Annotated in this window: 18 protein-coding genes; 12 read left to right on the forward strand and 6 right to left on the reverse strand. The window is 64.6% G+C overall.

Translation table 11 applies throughout. The annotated features are described in order from the left end of the window. Positions 1-81 precede the first annotated feature (81 nt). A complete protein-coding gene (locus tag CSC73_RS14915) occupies positions 82-594 on the forward strand; it encodes a disulfide bond formation protein B (RefSeq protein ID WP_163841723.1) in 513 nt (170 codons plus the stop codon). A 74-nt stretch (positions 595-668) separates the two neighbouring features. Continuing rightward, complete coding sequence (locus tag CSC73_RS14920; protein ID WP_163841725.1) at positions 669-2,063, forward strand: class II 3-deoxy-7-phosphoheptulonate synthase; 1,395 nt, start codon at positions 669-671, stop codon at positions 2,061-2,063. A gap of 86 nt (positions 2,064-2,149) precedes the next feature. On the opposite strand, the gene CSC73_RS14925 is transcribed toward CSC73_RS14920, so the two are convergent. Genes CSC73_RS14925 through typA form a run of 3 tightly spaced genes read right to left on the reverse strand, consistent with a single transcriptional unit; the run spans position 2,150 to position 6,156 of the window. After that, a complete protein-coding gene (locus tag CSC73_RS14925; protein ID WP_163841726.1) occupies positions 2,150-3,757 on the reverse strand; it encodes an amidase in 1,608 nt (535 codons plus the stop codon). A gap of 33 nt (positions 3,758-3,790) precedes the next feature. Beyond that, complete coding sequence (locus CSC73_RS14930) at positions 3,791-4,297, reverse strand: DUF2127 domain-containing protein (protein WP_163841727.1); 507 nt, start codon at positions 4,295-4,297, stop codon at positions 3,791-3,793. Positions 4,298-4,326: 29 nt separating this feature from the next. After that, positions 4,327-6,156, reverse strand: a complete 1,830-nt coding sequence (typA, locus tag CSC73_RS14935) for a translational GTPase TypA (RefSeq protein WP_163841728.1) — start codon at positions 6,154-6,156, stop codon at positions 4,327-4,329. Positions 6,157-6,268: 112 nt separating this feature from the next. Here typA and CSC73_RS14940 point away from each other — a divergent pair, with 112 nt between their 5' ends. The 5 genes from CSC73_RS14940 to prpE all read left to right on the forward strand — a co-directional run bounded on the left by CSC73_RS14940 (position 6,269) and on the right by prpE (position 11,668). Then, positions 6,269-6,535 carry a hypothetical protein gene (locus tag CSC73_RS14940; RefSeq protein WP_163841729.1) on the forward strand — a complete coding sequence of 89 codons (267 nt, stop codon included), beginning with the start codon at positions 6,269-6,271 and terminating at the stop codon, positions 6,533-6,535. Next, a complete protein-coding gene (locus CSC73_RS14945) occupies positions 6,532-7,029 on the forward strand; it encodes a peptidylprolyl isomerase (RefSeq protein WP_163841731.1) in 498 nt (165 codons plus the stop codon). The genes CSC73_RS14940 and CSC73_RS14945 overlap by 4 nt, the downstream gene beginning before the upstream one ends. 135 nt (positions 7,030-7,164) lie before the next feature. Next, entirely contained in the window at positions 7,165-8,364 is a 1,200-nt protein-coding gene (locus tag CSC73_RS14950) for an aminotransferase class I/II-fold pyridoxal phosphate-dependent enzyme (RefSeq protein WP_163841733.1), read from the forward strand. 102 nt (positions 8,365-8,466) lie between these two features. Continuing rightward, positions 8,467-9,453 carry a malate dehydrogenase gene (locus CSC73_RS14955; protein WP_163841735.1) on the forward strand — a complete coding sequence of 329 codons (987 nt, stop codon included), beginning with the start codon at positions 8,467-8,469 and terminating at the stop codon, positions 9,451-9,453. 313 nt (positions 9,454-9,766) lie between these two features. Further along, positions 9,767-11,668, forward strand: a complete 1,902-nt coding sequence (gene prpE / locus CSC73_RS14960; RefSeq protein WP_163841893.1) for a propionate--CoA ligase — start codon at positions 9,767-9,769, stop codon at positions 11,666-11,668. A gap of 188 nt (positions 11,669-11,856) precedes the next feature. Here prpE and CSC73_RS14965 read toward each other — a convergent pair whose 3' ends face one another. After that, positions 11,857-13,074 carry a citrate synthase family protein gene (locus CSC73_RS14965; RefSeq protein ID WP_246197535.1) on the reverse strand — a complete coding sequence of 406 codons (1,218 nt, stop codon included), beginning with the start codon at positions 13,072-13,074 and terminating at the stop codon, positions 11,857-11,859. A gap of 145 nt (positions 13,075-13,219) precedes the next feature. Between CSC73_RS14965 and prpB the strand changes: the two genes are divergently transcribed. The 5 genes from prpB to CSC73_RS14990 all read left to right on the forward strand — a co-directional run bounded on the left by prpB (position 13,220) and on the right by CSC73_RS14990 (position 20,203). Further along, positions 13,220-14,122, forward strand: coding sequence for a methylisocitrate lyase (gene prpB / locus CSC73_RS14970; RefSeq protein WP_163841737.1), 903 nt, complete (start codon positions 13,220-13,222; stop codon positions 14,120-14,122). A gap of 160 nt (positions 14,123-14,282) precedes the next feature. Further along, on the forward strand, positions 14,283-15,431 hold the full coding sequence (gene prpC, locus CSC73_RS14975) for a bifunctional 2-methylcitrate synthase/citrate synthase (RefSeq protein ID WP_163841739.1): 1,149 nt from the start codon (positions 14,283-14,285) through the stop codon (positions 15,429-15,431). Positions 15,432-15,507: 76 nt separating this feature from the next. Continuing rightward, positions 15,508-18,102, forward strand: a complete 2,595-nt coding sequence (gene acnD / locus CSC73_RS14980; RefSeq protein WP_163841741.1) for a Fe/S-dependent 2-methylisocitrate dehydratase AcnD — start codon at positions 15,508-15,510, stop codon at positions 18,100-18,102. 165 nt (positions 18,103-18,267) lie between these two features. After that, positions 18,268-19,461 carry a 2-methylaconitate cis-trans isomerase PrpF gene (gene prpF, locus CSC73_RS14985; RefSeq protein WP_163841743.1) on the forward strand — a complete coding sequence of 398 codons (1,194 nt, stop codon included), beginning with the start codon at positions 18,268-18,270 and terminating at the stop codon, positions 19,459-19,461. A gap of 208 nt (positions 19,462-19,669) precedes the next feature. After that, a complete protein-coding gene (locus CSC73_RS14990; RefSeq protein WP_163841745.1) occupies positions 19,670-20,203 on the forward strand; it encodes a DUF2950 domain-containing protein in 534 nt (177 codons plus the stop codon). 36 nt (positions 20,204-20,239) lie between these two features. Here the strand turns inward: CSC73_RS14990 and CSC73_RS14995 are convergent, their stop codons facing one another. Then, the gene (locus tag CSC73_RS14995; protein ID WP_163841747.1) at positions 20,240-20,848 is read right to left on the reverse strand and encodes a glutathione S-transferase family protein; all 609 of its coding nucleotides are present in this window, start codon (positions 20,846-20,848) and stop codon (positions 20,240-20,242) included. A gap of 99 nt (positions 20,849-20,947) precedes the next feature. Continuing rightward, positions 20,948-21,403 (reverse strand): cell wall hydrolase, encoded by a 456-nt coding sequence (locus tag CSC73_RS15000; protein ID WP_093289985.1) that lies wholly within the window; start codon positions 21,401-21,403, stop codon positions 20,948-20,950. Positions 21,404-21,447 lie beyond the last annotated feature (44 nt).

Here is a 21,447-nt window from a genome sequence, read left to right on the forward strand (position 1 = left end):
CGGCCAGCCGGCACTTGTGGCATGTGCCGATACGAGTCCATGCGGAGATAATGGCGGCCATCGTTTCCGAGCAGGCTTGCCATGAATCCTTTCCGCTGGTCGTTCCGCGCCCAATTTCTGACCGGTTTCGCCGTCTGCATCGCCCTGTTGGGCTTCGCCTTCTATTCGCAGTACTACCTCGGCCTCAATCCCTGCCCGCTGTGCACCTTCCAGCGTGGCGCGTTCCTGCTGCTGGCGGTCGTATTCCTGATTGGCGGCTTGCATTCGCCGCGCGGTCCGCGTGGTCGCGGCGTCTACGGTGGGCTGGCGCTGGTGGCCTCGGCGCTGGGCCTGGCAGTGGCCGGACGCCACGTCTGGCTGCAGCACCTGCCCGCCGACAAGGTGCCGGCCTGCGGTCCGGACCTGGCGTACATGATGGAAGCGTTCCCTTTCGCCGACGTGCTGCGCAAGGTATTCACCGGTTCGGGCGAGTGCGCGGTGGTGGACTGGAGCTTCCTGGGTCTGTCGATGCCGGAATGGAGCCTGGCCTGGTTCCTGGCCTTGCTGGCCTGGGCGCTGTTCGCCGCATTCGGCCGGCGTAAGTTGCAAGCGTAACGACATTTTGACGCGGCGCATCAATCTGGCAACATGGTGATCCGCTGAGTGACAGCAGATCAAGTAGCCCCACTATGAGCAATACCGACCGCAATCTCCGTGCCGTGAATCTTCCCACCGACTGGGCGCCCGCTTCCTGGCGTTCGCGCACGGCGGTGCAGATGCCCACGTATCCGGACGCGGAGGCGTTGGAATCGGCGCTGGGCGAACTGCGCCAGTTGCCGCCGCTGGTGACCTCGTGGGAAATTTTCTCGCTGAAGAAGCAACTGGCAGAGGCGCAGGAAGGCAAGCGTTTCCTGTTGCAGGGCGGCGATTGCGCCGAGAGCTTCAGCGATTGCGAATCGGGCCTGATCTCCAACCGTCTGAAAGTGCTGCTGCAGATGAGCCTGGTGCTGGTGCACGGTCTGCGTCTGCCGGTGGTGCGCGTAGGCCGCTTCGCCGGCCAGTACGCCAAGCCGCGTTCGACCGACACCGAAACCCGTGACGGTGTGACCTTGCCGAGCTACCGCGGCGACCTGGTCAACCAGCCGGAATTCACCGCAGAAGCGCGCATCCCCGATCCGCGCCGCATGATCAAGGCGCACGCACGTTCGGCGATGACCATGAATTTCGTGCGCGCGCTGATCGATGGCGGCTTCGCCGACCTGCATCATCCCGAATACTGGAACCTCAACTGGGTGGGCTACTCGCCCAACGCCAACGAATACCAGCAGATGGCCACTTCCATCGGCGATGCGGTGCGTTTCATGGAAACGCTGGCCGGTTCGGAAGTGCACAACCTCAACCGCATCGATTTCTACACTTCGCACGAAGCCCTGCTGCTGCCGTACGAAGAAGCGCTGACCCGCGAAGTGCCGCGCCAGTGGGGCTGGTTCAACCTGAGCACGCACTACCCGTGGATCGGCATGCGCACCGCGGCGGTGGACGGCGCGCACGTGGAATACCTGCGCGGCGTTCGCAATCCGATCGCGTTGAAAGTCGGACCGTCGGTGAATCCCGACCAGCTGCTGCGCCTGATCGACATCCTCAATCCGGAAGACGAGCCGGGTCGCCTGACCTTCATCCATCGCATGGGCGCGGCGCAGATCGCCGAGAAGCTGCCGCCGCTGCTGGATGCGGTGCGCCGCGACGGCCGCCGCGTGCTGTGGGTGTGCGATCCGATGCACGGCAATACCGAAAGCACGTCCAACGGCTACAAGACGCGCCGCTTCGACAATATCCGCGGCGAAGTGGAGCAGTCGTTCGACCTGCACGCCGCCGCCGGCACCCGCCTGGGCGGCGTGCATCTGGAGCTCACCGGCGAAGACGTGACCGAATGTACCGGCGGCGCGCGCGAACTCACCGACGTGGATCTGGAACGCGCTTACCGCTCCACGGTGGATCCGCGCCTGAATTACGAGCAGTCGCTGGAGATCGCGATGTCGATCGTGCGCAAGCAGAACCAGCTGGCCGCACCCGCAGCGCGATAATTCGTCTGCGCGAATTTGCTGTTGCCCATCCTTAGACGGATGGGCTGATTGTGGTTGATCGACGCGTCTCTGATCGGCGCGTCGCTTCACCGCGCAGGTTTGCGCGCGACGGTCACGCTGGGCAGGTATTGCGGCGGCATGCGCGCACCGGTGAGTTGCTCGTAGGCATAGCCCAATTCGATGAGCCGCGGCTCGCTCCAGGCGGTGCCCATGAAAACGATCCCCAGCGGTAGCCCGTTGCTGCTGCCCATCGGAATGGTCAGGCTGGGATAGCCGGCCACGGCCGCAGCGCCATAACCGGCGCCGGGGAAGTGGTCGCCGGTCAGCGGATCGGTCACCCAGGCCGGGCCGGTGGCCGGAGCGATCAACGCATCCAGCTGCTGCGCCTTGAGCGCGGCGTCGATGCCTTCGGGGCCGGCAAGGCGGCGCGCGCGCGATCGGGCGCTGATGTATTCCATGTCGCCCAGTCCGCCCTTGGCGTTGGCCTGCTCGAACAATTCCTGCCCGAAGAACGGCATTTCCGAAGTGGGGTACTGCTGGTTGTAGCCGATCAACTGCGACAGGGTCTTGAGCGGCGCATCGTGCTTCTGCAGGTAGCGTTCCAGGCCGGCCTTGAATTCGTAGAGCAACAGTATGTTTTCGTCGTCCGACCATTGCCCGTCGGTCGGGATCTCGGCATCGACGACGGTCGCGCCCGCTTCGCGCATGGTCTTGATAGCCACTTCCATCGCCGCGGCGGCATCGGGATGGATCGACAGCTTGCTACGCATCACGCCGATGCGCGCGCCTTTCAGTCCATTGGCGTTCAAATGCGAGTGGTAGTCCAACGTGGTGTTCCAGGCGGTATTGGCGGTCGCAGGGTCGTCGTTGTCGCGGCCCGCCAGAACTGTCAGCAAATAGGCGGCGTCGGAGACGTTGCGGGTCATCGGGCCCGCAGTGTCCTGACTGAAGGAAATGGGGATGATGCCGTCGCGGCTCACCAGGCCGACGGTGGGCTTCAATCCCACCAGCCCGTTCATAGCAGCGGGGCAGATGATGCTGCCGTCGGTCTCGGTACCGATCGCGGCCACGGCAAGATTCGCCGATACCGCCACCGCGCTGCCGGAACTGGAGCCGCAGGGATTGCGGTCCAGGGCATAAGGATTGCGCGTCTGTCCGCCGCGGCCGCTCCAGCCGGAGGTGGAGCGGGTGGAACGGAAATTGGCCCATTCGCTGAGGTTGGTCTTGCCCAGGATCACGGCGCCGGCTTCGCGCAGCCTGCGTACCAGGAACGCGTCGTTGGCGGGGCGGAAGTCCTTCATCGCCAGCGAGCCGGCGGAGTTGGCCATGGGCGTGGCGCCGATGTTGTCCTTGAGCAGGATCGGAATGCCGTGCAATGGGCCGCGAACGGAGTTGGTCTTGCGTTCGACATCGCGCAGGGCCGCTTCCTTCAGCGCGTCCGGATTGATCTCGATCACCGCATTGAGCGTCGGCCCGGCCTTGTCGATGGCGGCGATGCGGTTCAGGTAGGCCTGGGTGAGGGCGCGGCTGTCCAGTTCGCCCTTCTGCATGCGGGTCTGCAGGTCGCTGATGTCGGCTTCGGCGAAGATGAAATCGGTAGGTTCTGTCGCCGAAGGGGAGGCGGCATCGGGCGCTTTGGGGCTGCAGGCGCCGAGGGCGAGCGTGATGGCCAGCAGAAGCGGTATGCGCCGCATTGAGTTTCGTCCTGCGAGAAGGGCGCAGGCAGGCTACTCAGCATCCGCGGAACGCGCAATCTCGATGTTGGCGGACGCACGCCGCTTGACCAGGTCGCGCGCCAGCACCGCCACCACGATGAGGTTGAGTACCAGCACCGCCCAGGTGTGCCAGCCGTGGTGGTGGTACAGCGCGTACACATCCAGCGGCAGATAGGCCGCCGTACCCACGCAGCCCAGCCAGGAAGCCCATGCCTTGGCCCGCCACAGACCCCAGGCCTCGACCAGGCGCCAGACGGCGTAAAGCGACACGACCGCCACCGCCAGATGCACGGCGCCGGGGTTGATGGCGTCGAGCAACGAAGGCAGGGTGCCGTGATCGGGATTGAGGTTGAATTTGGCGATCAGCGCGGCGATCACATTGCGCAGCGGCTGCGGCCCCAGCACTTCCAGGCTGGCGGCCGCAACCAGGGCCAGCAGGCCCTTCAGGCCCTCGAACAGGGCCAGCACATGCAAACCCGGATGCGCTTGCGGAGCCGGGTTGTAGGCGGTTTCCGTCACTACTGCGACGCGCTACTGGACAGGTCCGATCAGGCGGCGCGTGAGGCGCGCTTGCGGTCGCTTTCGCTGAGGAACTTCTTGCGCAGGCGGATTTCCTTCGGAGTGACTTCCACCAGCTCGTCGTCCTCGATGAAGTCCAGCGCCTGCTCCAGCGTGTACTTGATGGCCGGGGTCAGCTTGATCGCGTCGTCCTTGCCCGAAGCGCGCATGTTGGTCAGCGGCTTGGTCTTGATGGCGTTGACGGTCAGATCGTTGTCCTTTGAGTGGATGCCGATCAGCTGGCCTTCGTACACGTTGTCGCCTTCGGCGGCGAACAGCTTGCCGCGCTCTTCCAACGGACCGAGCGAGTAGGCCGGGGTGGCGCCGGCGGCATTGGCGATCATCACGCCGTTCTGGCGCTTGGCGATGGCGCCCTGTTCCTTGGGACCGTAGTGGTCGAACACGTGGAACAGCAGGCCCGAACCCTGGGTCAAGGTGCGGAACTCGTTCTGGAAACCGATCAGGCCGCGGGCCGGGATCATGTAGTCCAGACGTACGCGCCCCTTGCCGTCCGGCTCCATGTTCTTCAGCTGGCCCTTGCGGACGCCCAGCTTTTCCATGACGCCGCCCTGGTGCTGCTCTTCGATATCGACGACCAGCTGCTCCACCGGCTCCATCTGCTGTCCGTCGATTTCCTTGATGATGACTTCCGGGCGCGACACGGCCAGCTCGAAGCCTTCGCGGCGCATGGTTTCGATCAGCACCGACAGGTGCAGCTCGCCGCGGCCGGAGACCAGGAACTTGTCCGGGTCCGAACCTTCCTCGACCTTCAGCGCCACGTTGTGCAGGGTTTCGCGTTCCAGGCGTTCGCGGATCTGGCGGCTGGTGATGAACTTGCCGCCGCTGTGCTCCTTGCTGCCGGCGAACGGCGAGTTGTTGACCTGGAAGGTCATCGAGATGGTCGGCTCGTCGACGGTCAGCGCGGGCAGCGCTTCGGGCGTATCCAGCGCGCAGATGGTGTCGGAGATGCTGAGGTCGGCCACGCCGGAAATGGCGACGATGTCGCCCGCTTCGGCTTCCTCCACCTCGATGCGCTCCAGGCCCAGGAAGCCGAGCACCTGCAGCACCTTGCCCTGGCGCTTCTTGCCGTGGCGGTCGACCACGCTGACCGGCATGTTGGTGCGCACCTTGCCGCGCTGGATGCGGCCGACGCCGATCAGGCCGACGAAGTTGTTGTAGTCCAGCTGGCTGACGCGCATCTGGAACGGACCTTCGCGGTCCACGTCCGGCGGCGAGACATGCTTCATGATCGCTTCGTACAGCGGGGTCATGTCGCCTTCGCGGGCGGCGTCGTCCAGGCTGGCGTAGCCGTGCAGGGCCGAGGCATAGACGATGGGGAAGTCGAGCTGTTCGTTGGTCGCGCCCAGCTTGTCGAACAGGTCGAACACCTGGTCGATCACCCAGTCCGGACGCGCGCCCGGGCGGTCGATCTTGTTGACCACCACGATCGGCTTGAAGCCCATCGCGAAAGCCTTCTGGGTGACGAAACGGGTCTGCGGCATCGGGCCGTCCATCGCATCGACCAGGATCAGCACCGAATCGACCATCGACAGCACGCGCTCCACTTCGCCGCCGAAGTCGGCGTGTCCGGGGGTGTCGACGATGTTGATGCGGTTGCCCTGCCAGTTGATGGCGGTGTTCTTGGACAGGATCGTGATGCCACGTTCCTTTTCCTGGTCGTTGCTGTCCATCATCCGCTCGGTGGTGACCGTGCGTTCGCTGAACGTGCCCGACTGCTTGAGCAGGCAGTCTACGAGGGTGGTCTTGCCGTGGTCGACGTGGGCGACGATGGCGATATTGCGGAGGTTCTGAATGGACATGACGAAAGACGCGATTTTGGAGCCGCGCTCGGGGTAGGGAAGGAAGCCGCGTATTATAGCGGGTTGGGACTACGAACGTACTTTAACTCGCCCCTCTGCCAGAGGACTCAAGATGAACCGCTTGGCCCCTTCGGGATTCCCCCTAAAATCCCTGCTCGCCGTGGTTGCTTACCAGTCGTCCGGAGCGATTTTGCTGGGCTTCGCACTGTTCCTGTGGTTCACCCCCGGCCATCCGCTGGCGGCCGGGCCCCTGTCCGGTTTTGCCAAGCCCTTGTTGGTTGGGGCAGGGATAATGCTTGCCATTGGCTGCGTTTGGGCGATCCGAGTCGCCTGGCTCGCCACCAAATTCCTAATCCACCGCCTGAGACCTTCAAAATGACCCAACTCACCGCCACCTTCGACACCGCCCGCGGCCCCATCAAGATCGAGCTGTACCCCGACAAGGCCCCGCTGACGGTGGCCAATTTCGTGAACCTGGCCCAGCGCGGCTTCTACGACGGCCTCAGCTTCCACCGGGTCATTCCGGATTTCATGATCCAGGGCGGCTGCCCTGAAGGTTCCGGCCGCGGCGGCCCGGGCTACCGCTTCGAGGACGAAACCAATAATGGCGTGCGCCACGACCGTGGCGTGCTGTCCATGGCCAATGCCGGCCCCAACACCAACGGCAGCCAGTTCTTCATCACCCACGTGCCCACTCCGTGGCTGGACGGCAAGCACACCGTGTTCGGCAAGGTCCTCGAAGGCCTGGACGTGGTGGACAGCGTGGCCGGCGGCGATGCCATCAACTCGGTGAAGATCGAAGGCGATGCATCGGCCGTACTGGCCGCCAACGCCGACCGGGTGGCCGAGTGGAACCGTCACCTCAGCGCCTGAGGCGATCGGGCTGGCGTGGGAGGGGTTTTGGCCCCTCCCGCAACGGCAAGCCGGCCAGCGGTCCATGCTAAAATTTTGCGCCGCAATAAACGGTCCGCGGCAGCCAGTCCGTTCCCTCACCCCACGAGGTTTGCAATGCTCCAGTTAGCAGGACGCATGGGCCGCGCCAAGCCCAGCGCGATCATGGCGGTCGCAGAAAAGGCCAAGAAGCTCAAGGCCGCCGGTCGCGACATCATCAGTTTCTCCATCGGCGTTCCCAATTTCCTGCCCGGCGAACACGTCTACCAGGCTGCGCGCGATGCGCTGGCCAAGGACTCGGGACAGTACGGTTCCAACCGCGGCGCCGATGCGCTGCTGGACGCGTTCCTGAAACACATGGAAGACCTGGGCCTGACCGGCTACACCCGCGCCAATCTGTCCACCGGCATCGGCGCCAAGCATGTGCTCTACAACCTGGCCGAAGCGCTGCTGGACGAAGGCGATACCATCGCTTTCCCGGCGCCGTACTGGACCACCTACGTCGACATCGCCGAGATCGTCAACGCCAGGATCCTGGAGCTGCCGTGCCCGGCCAGCCAGGACTACAAGCTCACCGTCGCCCAGCTCGACGCCGCGCTGGCCACCAAGCCGAAGGTGTTCCTGTTCAACAACCCTTCCAATCCGACCGGCATGGTCTACACCAAGCAAGAGATCATCGCCCTGGCCGATGTGCTGGCGAAGTATCCGGATACCTGGATCATCACCGACGACATCTACAACCGCATGCTGTTCGACGGTTTGGAGTACTACAACTTCGTGCAGGCGCGCCCGGAACTGCGCACGCGCACGGTGTTCGTCGATTCGCTGTCCAAGACCTACGGCATGCCGGGCTGGCGGGTGGGCTTCATGGCAGGCCCCGAGGCCATCGCGCAAGCGGTGACCACGCTCAACTCCAACCACATCACCAACATTCCGGAAGTAACCACGGCCGCTGCCATCGCCGCGCTGTCAGGCCCGCAGGACGTGACCGAAGCAAAAAACCTGGAATTCCAGGGCAAGCGCGATCAGGTCATGGCCGCGCTCGCCGAAATACCGGGCGTGGTGTGCCCGCGTCCGCAGGGCGCGTTCTACGTGTTCCCGGACATCAGCGTTGCCTTCGGCAAGTCGCACAATGGTGCCGTCATCAACAACGACATCGACTTCTGCAATGCGCTGCTGGAAGCCAAGGGCGTGGCCTGCGTGCCGGGTTCGGCCTTCGGCGAGCCGCGCGCGCTGCGGATCAGCTATACCTGTCCGACGCCGCAGCTGGCGCCGGGCTTGCAGCGGATCCAGGAATTCTTCGCTGAATTGAAATAAAACTGGGAATGGGGAATCGGGAATGGAGAGTCGTAAAAACGAAAACTCCACGCCTGCTTCTTCAATTCCCTTTTCCCTATTCCCCATTCCCGGAGTTTCACCATGAAGACCCCCGTACGAGTTGCCGTCACCGGCGCCGCCGGCCAGATCGGTTACGCCTTGCTGTTCCGCATCGCCTCCGGCGAAATGCTGGGCAAGGACCAGCCGGTGATCCTGCAGTTGCTTGAGCTGCCGATCGACAAGGCCCAGGCCGCGCTGAAGGGCGTGATGATGGAGCTGGAAGACTGCGCGTTCCCGCTGCTGGCCGGCATGGTCGGCACCGACGATCCGGAAGTGGCGTTCAAGGACGCAGACGTGGCCCTGCTGGTCGGCGCGCGTCCGCGCGGCCCGGGCATGGAGCGCAAGGACCTGCTGCTGGAAAACGCCAAGATCTTCACCGCCCAGGGCGCGGCGTTGAACAAGGTCGCCAGCCGCAACGTCAAGGTGCTGGTGGTGGGCAACCCGGCCAACACCAATGCCTACATCGCCATGAAGTCGGCGCCGGACCTGCCGGCCAAGAACTTCACTGCGATGCTGCGCCTGGACCACAACCGCGCGCTGTCGCAGCTGGCCAACAAGGCCGGCGTGGCGGTGGGCGATATCGAGAAGCTGATCGTGTGGGGCAACCACAGCCCGACCATGTACCCGGACTACCGTTTCGCCACCGCCAATGGCGTTTCTCTCAAGGACAAGATCAACGACGCCGACTGGAACGCCAACGCGTTCATTCCGCAGGTGGGCAAGCGCGGCGCGGCGATCATCGAAGCGCGCGGCCTGTCCTCGGCCGCATCCGCAGCGAACGCGGCCATCGACCACATCCACGACTGGGTGCTGGGCAGCGGCGGCAAGTGGGTGACCATGGGCGTGCCGTCCGACGGCAGCTACGGCATTCCGGAAGGCGTGATGTACGGCGTGCCGGTGATCACCGCCAATGGGGAATACACCCGTGTAGAAGGCCTGGAAGTGGACGCCTTCAGCCGCGCCGCCATGGACAAGACCCTGGCCGAGCTGGAAGAAGAGCGTGCCGGCGTGGCGCATTTGCTGGGCTGATCTTCGCAATCAAGGAAACCTGCGACGCCGGGCTTGCCCGGCGTCGTTGTTTCTGACGCCCGTGAACTTTCCGCAGCCGATGGTGCGCCTCCCCCTTTGAAAAAGGGGGATTGAGGGGGATTTGCTTTTGCGTTTGACTTTGTTGTTGCTCCAATTAAGGGCAAGAGCAAATCCCCCGTAGCCCCCTTTTCCAAAGGGGGCGAAGCCAGAGCCAAGGCCAAGGCCCATGGTGGAGACTAAGACCATGGTAGGGCGGCTGCGCGCGCTTCGCGGGTCTATGCTCCGCGGAGTGAATACACCCAGGGCCGCCGACATGGGTTACGAAGAGACCTATCGCCGTTCGATCGAACAACCCGAGGCCTTCTGGGCCGAGGAAGCCAAGGCCGTCCATTGGCATAGGCCGCCGCAGCGCATCCTGGACTACTCCAATCCGCCGTTCCGTCAATGGTTCGTCGGCGGCGAAACCAACCTCTGCTACAACGCGGTCGATCGCCACTTAGCCGAACGCGCCGATCAGCTGGCATTGGTCGCCATCTCCACCGAAACCAACGTCACCCGCGAGATCACCTATGCCGAGTTGCATCGCGAGGTCAATGCGTTCGCGGCGATCCTGAAGAAACTCGATGTCGGCCGAGGCGACCGCGTAGTCATCTACATGCCCAATATGGCCGAGGCGGTGTTCGCCATGCTGGCCTGCGCGCGCATCGGCGCGGTGCATTCGGTGGTGTTCGGTGGGTTCGCCGCGCACAACCTGGCGCTGCGCATCGACGATGCGACGCCGAAACTGCTGATCGCCGCCGATGCCGGCATGCGCGGCGGCAAGGTGCTGCCGTACAAGGCGCTGGTGGACCAGGCTTGCGCGCAGTCGCAATCTCCGCCGCCCAAGGTGCTGATCGTCTCGCGCGGACTCGATCCGGCGCTGCCGAAGGTCGAAGGACGAGACATCGACTACGCCACGCTGCGCGCGGAAGTCGGCGACGCCGAGGTGCCGGTGGAATGGCTGGAATCCAACGAGCCCAGCTATCTGCTCTACACCTCAGGAACCACGGGCAAACCCAAGGGCGTGCAGCGCGATGTGGGCGGCTATGCGGTGGCGCTGGCTTTGTCGATGCGTACCGTGTTCGACGTCGCCCCGGGGCAGGCGATGTTCTCCACTTCCGACGTGGGCTGGGCCGTGGGTCATTCCTACAACGTGTACGGACCGTTGATCGGTGGGGCCACATCGCTGCTGTACGAAGGGTTGCCCTTCAGTCCCGACGCCGGCATCTGGTGGTCGCTGTGCGAGAAGTATGGCGTGCGCACCATGTTCTCTTCGCCTACGGCTATCCGCGTGCTGAAGAAGCACGATGCGTCCTTCATCCGCAATTGCGACCTCTCGAAACTGCAGTACCTGTTCCTGGCCGGCGAGCCGCTGGACGAGCCCACCGCGCACTGGATCCATGACGCGCTGGGCAAGCCGGTCATCGACAACTACTGGCAGACCGAAACCGGCTGGCCGGCGATCACCTTGTTGCCGGGCCTGGACATGAAGCCGGTCAAGTTCGGCTCGCCTGGGTTTCCGAATCTCGGTTACCGGATGAAAGTGATCGACGAGAACGACGGCGTCGAAGTGGCGGTCAACCGGAAAGGCGTGCTGGTGATCGAACCGCCGTTGCCGCCCGGGTGCATGACCACGATCTGGAACGACGATGCGCGCTTCGTAAGCAGCTATTTCAGCCACTTCAAGGAGCTGCTGTACAGCTCTCTGGATTGGGCGATCCGCGACGAAGACGGTTATACCTTCATCCTGGGGCGCACCGACGATGTGATCAACGTGGCCGGCCATCGGCTCGGCACGCGCGAGATAGAGGAATCGGTTTCCGGTTACGGCGGGGTCGCCGAGGCAGCGGTGATCGGTGTTCACGACGAACTGAAGGGACAGGTGCCGGTGGTGTTCGCCACTTTGCGGAAAAACACCGAAGAACCGCACGAGCGCGTCGCCGCCGCAGACGGCATGCGTCGCGCGGTGGAGCACAACCTGGGCGCAGTGGCGCGTCCGGCGCGCGTCTACATCGTCAATGCCTTGCCCAAGACGCGTTCTGGAAAGCTGCTGCGACGCTCGCTGCAGGCGCTGGCGCAGGGCACCGATCCGGGCGATCTGTCCACGCTGGATGACCCCAATGCGCTGGAAGAAATCAAGAAGGCGCTGCTGCGGGGGCCTGAAGTGGGCAGCTGAAACGGATGTGGCCCTTCCTTCCCCATAGGAAGGCATCATCGATTGTCGTAGGAGCGACGCAAGTCGCGAAGTTCGTAGCCCTGAAAATCGCGAGGCCGTTGAAGATCGGTGTTCCGTGCTTCGCGACTCGCGTCGCTCCTACAGAGGCGCTGGCTCTGCTGCCAAGCCGCGAGGACCACGTCCAGCAGCTATTCCTCCAACGACGGCGCCACCCCGGTGTAGCTCGCGCGTGGACGGATCAGCCTTCCCAGCGCCTGTTGCTCCAGCGCGTGCGCCAGCCAGCCGGCCAGGCGTCCGGCGGCGAACATCACCAGCGCCGGCGTGGCCGGCAATCCATGGATCTGGCAGATCGAGGCCAGCAGGAAGTCGATGTTGGGACGCTGGCCGCTGATTTCCTCGGCGACCGCGATGATTTCCTCCAGCCGCGACATCATCGGCGTGCCGGTCTGAGTTTCGCGGAGACGGGCGAGGATCTCGCCGGCGCGCGGATCGCCGTGCGGGTACAGCGCGTGGCCGAAGCCCGGCAGGTCGTCGCCGCGCTGCCAGCGCGTTTCGATGAATTCGCGCACCGACGGTGCCTCGCCCGCATCGGCGATCAGGGCGTGCGCGCGTGCGGTGGCGCCGCCGTGGCGCGGACCCGACAAAGCAGCCAGTCCGCTGCAGACTGTGGCATGCAAGTGCGCGCCCGTGGAAGCGACCACGCGCGCGGCGAACGCGGAAACGTTGAGTTCATGATCGGCGCAGACCACCAGCGCAGCGCGCACCAGTTCGGCGAAACTCTCGTTGCCCGGTTTCCAACTGTTCGCCAGCAATCGATGTACCGGCCCCGCGAACGGCGGCTGCGCGACCAGCAGCGCCGCGTTGTGCCGCAACAATGTGGCCGCGATTTCGTGACGCACTCGCGGCGCGGAGTTGAAGGAATGGCGTACTTCCAGCGCCAACAGAGGAATCGCCGACATCGCGCGTTCCAGCGGCGGCAAGCGTGCGTCGTTGGCGATCGCAGCCACGGTCGCGGGCCAGTGCGGGTCGATTTCCAGCGCGAAGGGGTCGTGCTCGCCGCAATCCCACAACAGGCGGGCGATGTCTTCCAGAGTGTCGCCGTCGCGGGCGGCGGCGATCGCGGACTTGCCGCGGTAGTAGGGGCCGTCAGGCCGGATCAGCGAGATCCGGGTCTCCAGCACCGGCAGGCCGCGGTCCAGGCTCTGTGCCGCGCCTCTGGCGGCACCGCGTCCGGCCTGCTTGCGTTTCGCCAGCCGCTCCACGTCCTGCCGCCGGTACAGGCGGCTGCGGTGGTCCGGGCCGGGGCGCGATTCCAGCAGGCCACGGCTGACATAGGCGTACAGCGTGGCCTGGCTGATGCCCAGGAGGAGGCAGGTGTCGCGGGCGGAGAGCAGGTCGGCGGCCATGGCGATATATTGATTGATTGGATCAAGATTGATCAATGCTCCGGATGGTGCCAGATTTGCGGCCCGACGAGGGGCGTACCATTCGCGCACCTCCGCCGCCCGGCCTGCCGCGCCGTGGCGGATCCATCACGAGGAGTCCTGCCGCATGAGCAACCCGTCCGCTGGCGCCCCCGTTTCTCAGGGAGTGAAGTTCCGCGCCGCGCTGGCCGCCGAATCGCCCCTGCAGGTGATCGGCGCCATCAACGCCAACCACGCGCTGCTGGCCAAGCGCGCCGGCTATCGCGCCATTTATCTTTCCGGCGGCGGGGTCGCGGCCGGTTCGCTGGGCCTGCCGGACCTGGGCATCAACACCCTGGAGGACGTGCTGGTGGACGTGCGCCGGATCACCGACGTGTGCGACCTGCCGTTGATGGTGGATATCGACACCGGTTTCGGCCCCAGTGCCTTCAACATCGAACGCACGGTGAAATCGCTGATCAAGGCCGGCGCGGCCGCTTGCCATATCGAAGACCAGGTGGGTGCCAAGCGTTGCGGCCACCGTCCGGGCAAGGAGATCGTGAGCGCCTCCGAAATGGTGGATCGGGTCAAGGCCGCCGCCGATGCCAAGACCGATCCCGACTTCTTCCTCATTGCACGCACCGATGCGATCCAGGTCGACGGCGTGGACGCGGCCATCGAACGCGCCATCGCCTGCGTGGAAGCCGGTGCCGACGGCATCTTCGCCGAAGCCGCTTACGACCTGCCCACCTACCAGCGCTTCGTCGAAGCGGTGAAGGCGCCGGTGCTGGCCAACATCACCGAGTTCGGCAAGACGCCGCTGTTCACCCGCGAGGAACTGGCTTCGGTGGGCGTGGCTATCCAGCTTTATCCGCTGTCGGCGTTCCGCGCCATGAACAAGGCCGCTGAAGCCGTGTACACCGCGATACGCCGCGATGGCCACCAGAAGAACGTGGTGGACATGATGCAGACGCGCGAGGAGTTGTACGAGCGCATCGGCTATCACCAATACGAGCAGAAGCTGGACGCATTGTTCGCTGCCAAGAAATAGCTTCGACCCTTCTCTCTGCGGGAGAAGGTGGCGCGAAGCGACGGATGAGGGTGCGGCGGAGTCCGTGCTGTTTGGACACCACGGACTCCGCCGTACCCTCACCCCAACCCCTCTCCCGGTGGGAGAGGGGCTTCAAAAAAAACCAGATCGAGGTATTGAAATGTCAGAAGCTGCCGTTCCCTTCAAGCCCAAGAAATCCGTCGCTCTATCCGGCACAGCAGCCGGCAACACCGCGCTGTGCACGGTCGGCCGCAGCGGCAACGATCTGCATTACCGCGGCTACGACATCCTGGATATCGCGCGCGCTTCGGAGTTCGAAGAAATCGCCTACCTGCTGGTGCACGGCAAGCTGCCCAACCGCGCCGAGCTGGCCGGCTACAAGGCCAAACTGAAATCGCTGCGCGGCGTGCCGGCCGCGGTGAAGGCTGCCTTGGAACAACTGCCTGCGTCCGCGCATCCTATGGACGTGATGCGCACCGGCGTTTCGGTGCTGGGCTGCGTGTCGCCGGAGAAGGACGACCACAACCATCCCGGCGCGCGCGATATCGCCGACAAGCTGATGGCTTCGCTGGGCCCGATGCTGCTGTACTGGTACCACTGGAGCCATAACGGCAAGCGCATCGATACCGATACCGACGACGACAGCATCGGCGGCCACTTCCTGCACCTGCTGCATGGCGAGAAGCCGCGCGATTCCTGGGTGAAAGCGATGCATACCTCGCTGATCCTGTACGCCGAACACGAGTTCAACGCTTCGACTTTCGCTTGCCGCGTTATCGCCGGCACCGGCAGCGACATGTACAGCGCCATCGCCGGCGGCATCGGCGCGTTGCGCGGGCCCAAGCACGGCGGCGCCAACGAGGTCGCATTCGAAGTGCAGAAGCGCTACGAATCGCCCGACGAGGCCGAGGCCGACATCAAAGCCCGCGTCGAACGCAAGGAAGTGGTCATCGGTTTCGGCCACCCGGTCTACACCACCGGCGATCCGCGCAACCAGGTGATCAAGGATGTGGCCCGCGAGCTGTCCGACGAGCAGGGCAGCCGCAAGATGTACGACATCGCCGAGCGCCTGGAAACGGTGATGTGGGACATCAAGAAGATGTTCCCCAATCTGGACTGGTTCAGCGCGGTCAGCTACCACATGATGGGCGTGCCCACCGCCATGTTCACCCCGCTGTTCGTGATCGCCCGCACCAGCGGCTGGAGCGCGCACGTGATCGAACAGCGCATCGACGGCAAGATCATCCGTCCGAGCGCGAATTACACCGGCCCGGAAGACCTCGCCTTCGTGCCGCTCGACAAGCGCTAAGCGACGCGCGGGCAGGGCCTTGTCCTGCCTGCGCGCAACCGAGTCCCAGCGCCAGCAACCCCACGGATCGCCAGCCATGAACACCCAGTACCGCAAACCCTTGCCCGGCACTTCGCTGGAATATTTCGATGCGCGCGCCGCAGTGGAGGCGATCCGGCCCGGCGCTTACGCCGCGCTGCCTTATACCTCGCGCGTACTGGCCGAAAATCTGGTGCGCCGCTGCGATCCGGCCACGCTGGTCGATTCGCTCAAGCAGCTGATAGAGCGCAAGCGCGATCTGGATTTCCCGTGGTTCCCGGCACGCGTGGTCTGCCACGACATCCTGGGCCAGACCGCGCTGGTGGATCTGGCCGGTTTGCGCGACGCCATCGCCGAGCAGGGCGGCGATCCGGCGCAGGTCAATCCGGTGGTGCCGGTGCAATTGATCGTCGACCATTCGCTGGCGGTGGAATGCGGCGGCTACGACCCGGATGCCTTCGCCAAGAACCGCGCCATCGAGGATCGCCGCAACGAAGACCGCTTCCATTTCATCGACTGGACCAAACACGCATTCAAGAACATGGAAGTGATTCCGCCGGGCAACGGGATCATGCATCAGATCAACCTGGAGAAGATGTCGCCGGTAGTGCAAGTGCGCGACGGCGTGGCTTTCCCCGATACCTGCGTAGGCACCGACAGCCACACGCCGCACGTGGATGCGCTGGGCGTGATCGCCATCGGCGTTGGCGGGCTGGAGGCGGAGAACGTGATGCTGGGCCGCGCTTCGTGGATGCGCCTGCCGGAAATCGTCGGCGTGCGGCTGACGGGCAGGCCGCAGCCCGGCATCACCGCCACCGACGTGGTGCTGGCGCTGACCGAATTCCTGCGCAAATCGAAAGTGGTCGGCGCCTGGTTGGAATTCCATGGCGAAGGCGCTGCGGCGCTGACCCTGGGCGACCGGGCGACCATCTCCAACATGGCGCCGGAATACGGCGCGACCGCGGCGATGTTCTCCATCGATTCCCAGACCATCGATTACCTGCGCCTGACCGGCCGCGAGGAACAACAGGTGAAGCTGGTGGAGCTGTACGCGCGCCACACCGGCTTGTGGTCCGACAGCTTGGAGCATGCGCAATACGAGCGCACGCTGCAGTTCGACCTGTCCAGCGTGGTACGCAACATGGCAGGTCCGTCGAATCCGCATGCGCGCGTGGCCACCAGCGATCTGGCCGCCAAGGGCATCGCCGGCGCGTGGGAAGAAACGCCGGGACTGATGCCCGACGGCGCGGTGATCATCGCCGCCATCACCAGCTGCACCAACACCAGCAATCCGCGCAACGTGATCGCCGCTGCGCTGCTGGCGCGCAATGCCAACCGCCTGGGGCTGCAGCGCAAGCCGTGGGTGAAATCCTCGCTTGCGCCGGGCTCCAAGGCCGTTGCGCTGTATCTGCAGGAAGGGGGTCTGCTGCCGGAGCTGGAAAAACTCGGCTTCGGCATCGTCGCCTTCGCCTGCACCACTTGCAACGGCATGTCCGGTGCGCTGGATCCTGCGATCCAGCAGGAAATCATCGATCGCGATCTTTATGCCACCGCGGTGCTTTCTGGCAACCGCAACTTCGATGGCCGCATCCATCCTTATGCCAAGCAGGCGTTCCTCGCCTCGCCGGCGCTGGTGGTGGCTTATGCGATCGCCGGCACCATCCGCTTCGATATCGAAAAGGATGTGCTTGGCGTGGTGGATGGGAAGGAAATCCGCCTGAAGGATCTGTGGCCAAGCGACGAAGAGATCGATGCGGCGGTCGCTGCGTCGGTGAAGCCGGAGCAGTTCCGCAGCGTGTACAACCCGATGTTCGCAGTGCGTGTGGAGCATGGCCCCAAAGTCGAACCGCTCTACGACTGGCGGCCGCAGAGCACCTACATCCGCCGCCCGCCGTACTGGGAAGGGGCACTGGCCGGCGAACGCACGCTGCGCGGCATGCGTCCGCTGGCGGTGCTGCCCGACAACATCACCACCGACCATCTGTCGCCCTCCAACGCGATCATGCCCGACAGCGCCGCCGGCGAGTACCTCGCGAAGATGGGCGTGCCGGAAGAGGACTTCAATTCTTACGCCACCCACCGCGGCGACCACCTGACGGCGCAGCGCGCGACCTTCGCCAATCCCAAGCTGTTCAATGAAATGGTGCGCAATGCAGACGGCAGCATCAGGCAGGGTTCTCTGGCGCGCGTCGAGCCGGAAGGGAAAGTCATGCGCATGTGGGAGGCCATCGAAACCTACATGCAGCGCAAGCAGCCGCTGATCGTCATCGCAGGCGCCGATTACGGCCAGGGCTCCTCGAGGGACTGGGCAGCCAAGGGCGTGCGTCTGGCCGGTGTGGAGGCGATCGCCGCCGAAGGTTTCGAGCGCATCCACCGCACCAACCTGATCGGCATGGGCGTGCTGCCGCTGGAGTTCAAACCGGGTACCGACCGCAACACGCTGGGCATCGACGGCACCGAGACTTTCGACGTGATCGGCGGACTCGCACCGCGTAGCGAGCTGACGCTGGCCGTCCATCGCCGCAATGGCGAGCGCGTAGAGGTCCCGGTTATCTGCCGACTGGACAGCGATGAGGAAGTATCGATCTACGAAGCCGGCGGCGTACTGCAACGCTTCGCGCAGGATTTTCTTGAATCCACAAAGGCAGCATGAACAACCCTTCTCCCGCTTGCGGGAGAAGGTACCCGAAGAGCCTGCCCCGTACTCGATACGGGGGCGGACGAGGGTTCGGCTCATCGCGAACCGCGCCCTCACCCTTGTCCCTCTCCCGTGAACGGGAGAGGGGTTAAAACGAATTCATTGAGCAGGTCGATTCCCATGCCGCATCCACCGCAAATCCGCATTCCCGCCACCTACATGCGCGGCGGCACCAGCAAGGGCGTGTTCTTCCGCCTGCAGGACCTGCCCGCGGTGGCGCAGGTTCCGGGCAAGGCGCGCGATGCGTTGCTGTTGCGGGTGATCGGCTCGCCCGATCCCTACGGCAAACACACCGACGGCATGGGCGGCGCCACGTCCAGCACCAGCAAGGTGGTGATCATCGCGCCGGCTTCGCAGCCCGATCACGACGTCGATTACTTGTACGGGCAGGTTCCGCTCAACGACAGCTTCATCGATTGGAGCGGCAACTGCGGCAACCTGTCTTCGGCGGTCGGTCCGTTCGCCATTTCCAATGGCTTTATCGATCCTGCGCGCGTTCCGCGCGACGGCATCTGCACCGTGCGCATCTGGCAGGCGAACATCGGCAAGACTATCATCGCGCATGTGCCGGTCAGCGATGGCCAGGTGCAGGAGACCGGGGATTTCGAACTGGACGGCGTGACTTTCCCCGCCGCCGAAATCCAGCTGGAGTTTCTCGATCCCGCCGATGAAGGCGATGGCGAAGGCGGCGGCGCCATGTTCCCCACCGGCAATCTTGTCGATGAACTCCAGGTGCCGGGCGTGGGTACGTTCAGGACCACCATGATCAATGCCGGCGTGCCCACGATTTTCGTCGATGCCACCGCACTGGGTTACGACGGCACCGAACTGCAGGGCGCGATCAACGAAGACAAGGCGGCGCTGGCCAAACTGGAAGCCATTCGCGCGCATGGTGCCGTGCGCATGGGGCTGATCGACGATGTCGCCCAGGCTGCGGCACGCCCGCTGACGCCGAAGATCGCCTTCGTCGCGCCGCCGAAGGACTACGTCTCTTCCAGCGGCAAGCCGGTGCATGCGGCCGACATCGACTTGCTGGCCCGCGCCATCTCCATGGGCAAACTGCACCACGCGATGATGGGCACCGCTTCGGTCGCCATCGCTTCGGCCGCGGCGGTGCCGGGCACGCTGGTCAACGCGGCCGCGGGCGGCGGCACTCGCGAAGTCATCGTCTTCGGACATCCCTCCGGCACCCTGCGCGTGGGCGCCGAAGCGAAACAGGCCGAGGGCCAGTGGACAGTGGCCAAAGCCATCATGAGCCGCAGCGCGCGAGTGCTGATGGAAGGCGCGGTGCGCGTACCAGGCGACGTCCTGTAGGGTCGAGCTTGCCCGGCTGCTGTTCGCTCCGCTGAGCCCCTCCCACCCAATCCCAAAGACAAGAGCAGCGGGCAAGCTCGGCCCTACAGGGTTGCGTGGCCGCATTTGTGACCCTCATAACGGACGTGCCGTCGCGGGTCTGCAACCCTCTACGCGGGGAATTTTCGTAATGACGAGGGCGCCGCTTGGCCGGGCGCAAGGGGAGTCGATGGACGCCGCAGAACTGTATTTCAAGACCGATGCCGGCAAGCAGGAGATCCTGGATCGCGGGCGCAAACTGCCCGCGGCGATGCGCTCGCTGCTGCTGATGGTCGACGGTCAGCGCGACCATGCGCAATTGCGCGAGCTGATGGCGGGCTTGCATGCGCCAGATAACGCGCTGGAACAACTGCTGGTCATGGGTCTGGTCAGGCGCCAGGAGCCGGCGTCGCCGACACGGGCAGTTACGGCGCCGCCGGCATCATCCCTATCGCCGCCAGCGCCGCCAGCCCCATTGCCGGGGGAAGTGAAGTTGCCTGCGGATTTCGGCCGCTACCGCAGCCTCTATGAAATCGTCACCGACACCGTGCGCAGGCACATCGGCCTGAAGGGTTATTTCCTGCAGCTCAAAATCGAGAAATGCGCCGACGTGGACGCACTGCTGGCGTTGCTGCCGGAAATCGCCACGGCGCTGACCAAGGCCAAGGACCATACCTTCGCCAGCGAATGGCTGGCGCGCACGCGCGCGGAAATACAGGCCTGAGCAGGGCATGGCTGCGCGCCATGCCCCGTCTTCGTCTTAAAGGCCTTCGGCCGCCATCGCGGCAGCGACGCTCTCATCGGCACGCATGCGGTCGAAGAAGCGTTCCAGGTTGTCCAGTCCCGAAAGGTCGACCTGCGTGGCCCTGGCCCAGCGCAAGGTAACGAACAGGTAGGGATCGGCGATGGAACGGGCGCCGGTCAACCAGTCCTTGCCGGCCAGCTGCGCGTCCAGACGCTCGAACAAGCCACGCAGTTTCCGGCGCGCGTTGTCCTTGCTCTTTTCGATCATCGCCTCGTCGCCCAGGAATCGCGTAGACCCGAATATCGGGTGGAATGCGGGATGCACATCGGCGTTGAGGAAAGCCAGCCAGCGGTTGATCTCGGCGCGGCTTTTCGGCGTGCCATCGCCGCCCAGGCCCGATTCGGGGAAAGCGTCCGCCAGGAAATTCAGGATCGCCGCGTTCTGGGTCAAGGTCCAGCCATCGACTTCCAGCACCGGCACGGCGCCGGCGGGATTGAGCGCCAGATACTCGGGCGTCTTCATGCCCGCCGCATCCATGACTTGCAAGTCGAACGGCTTGCCGATCCAGCGCAGCGCGATGTGGTCCGACAGCGAACAGGCGCCGGGTTTGGTGTACAGCTTCATGCGCGACATCTCCAAAGAAAACGGGCGGGGAATATTCCCAGCCCGTTCGCATATTGTCGATGCGGCGAAAGTTAAGCCTCCGTTGCGCAGCCTTTTCTACTACGACTTCGGTTTCAGCTTCTGCACGCGCAGGAAGGTGTGATCGCCGATGGTGGCCACCTGGTAGGCGTTGCGCCAGCTCGGGCTGGCGATGTTGTGCGCCATGAAGTGGCTGGCGCCTGGGACGATCTCCTTGCGCTGGCCGGGCGGCAAGGCCCAGTTGCGTTCGGCACCCAGGGCGACGTTGATCGATTTGGCCCACGCGTCCGAATTCTGCAGGCGTGTGCCGGGCGCCACCAGGGTGGGGGCGAACTGTTTGCGGGCGGTGACCACTTCGCACATCGAATCGCCCCACAGGCCGCTGTCCAGGCGGCGCAGGGCCACCTCGGCCACGGCCTGCTGGCCGCGCAGGGTCTGGTCGCGGGCTTCCAGGTAAACGGTGGTGCTGAGGCAGAGCGAGTCTGCGGCGGGCTGCGGCAACATGTGCGACAGCCAGAGAATCCAAGCCAACTTCATTGAAACGAACTCCTTGCTCCGTCTTGGCAGCGTCCGCGCGCCCT

Origin of the sequence: Pseudoxanthomonas sacheonensis, from assembly GCF_010093305.1 — a bacterium.
Lineage (GTDB): Bacteria > Pseudomonadota > Gammaproteobacteria > Xanthomonadales > Xanthomonadaceae > Pseudoxanthomonas_A > Pseudoxanthomonas_A sacheonensis.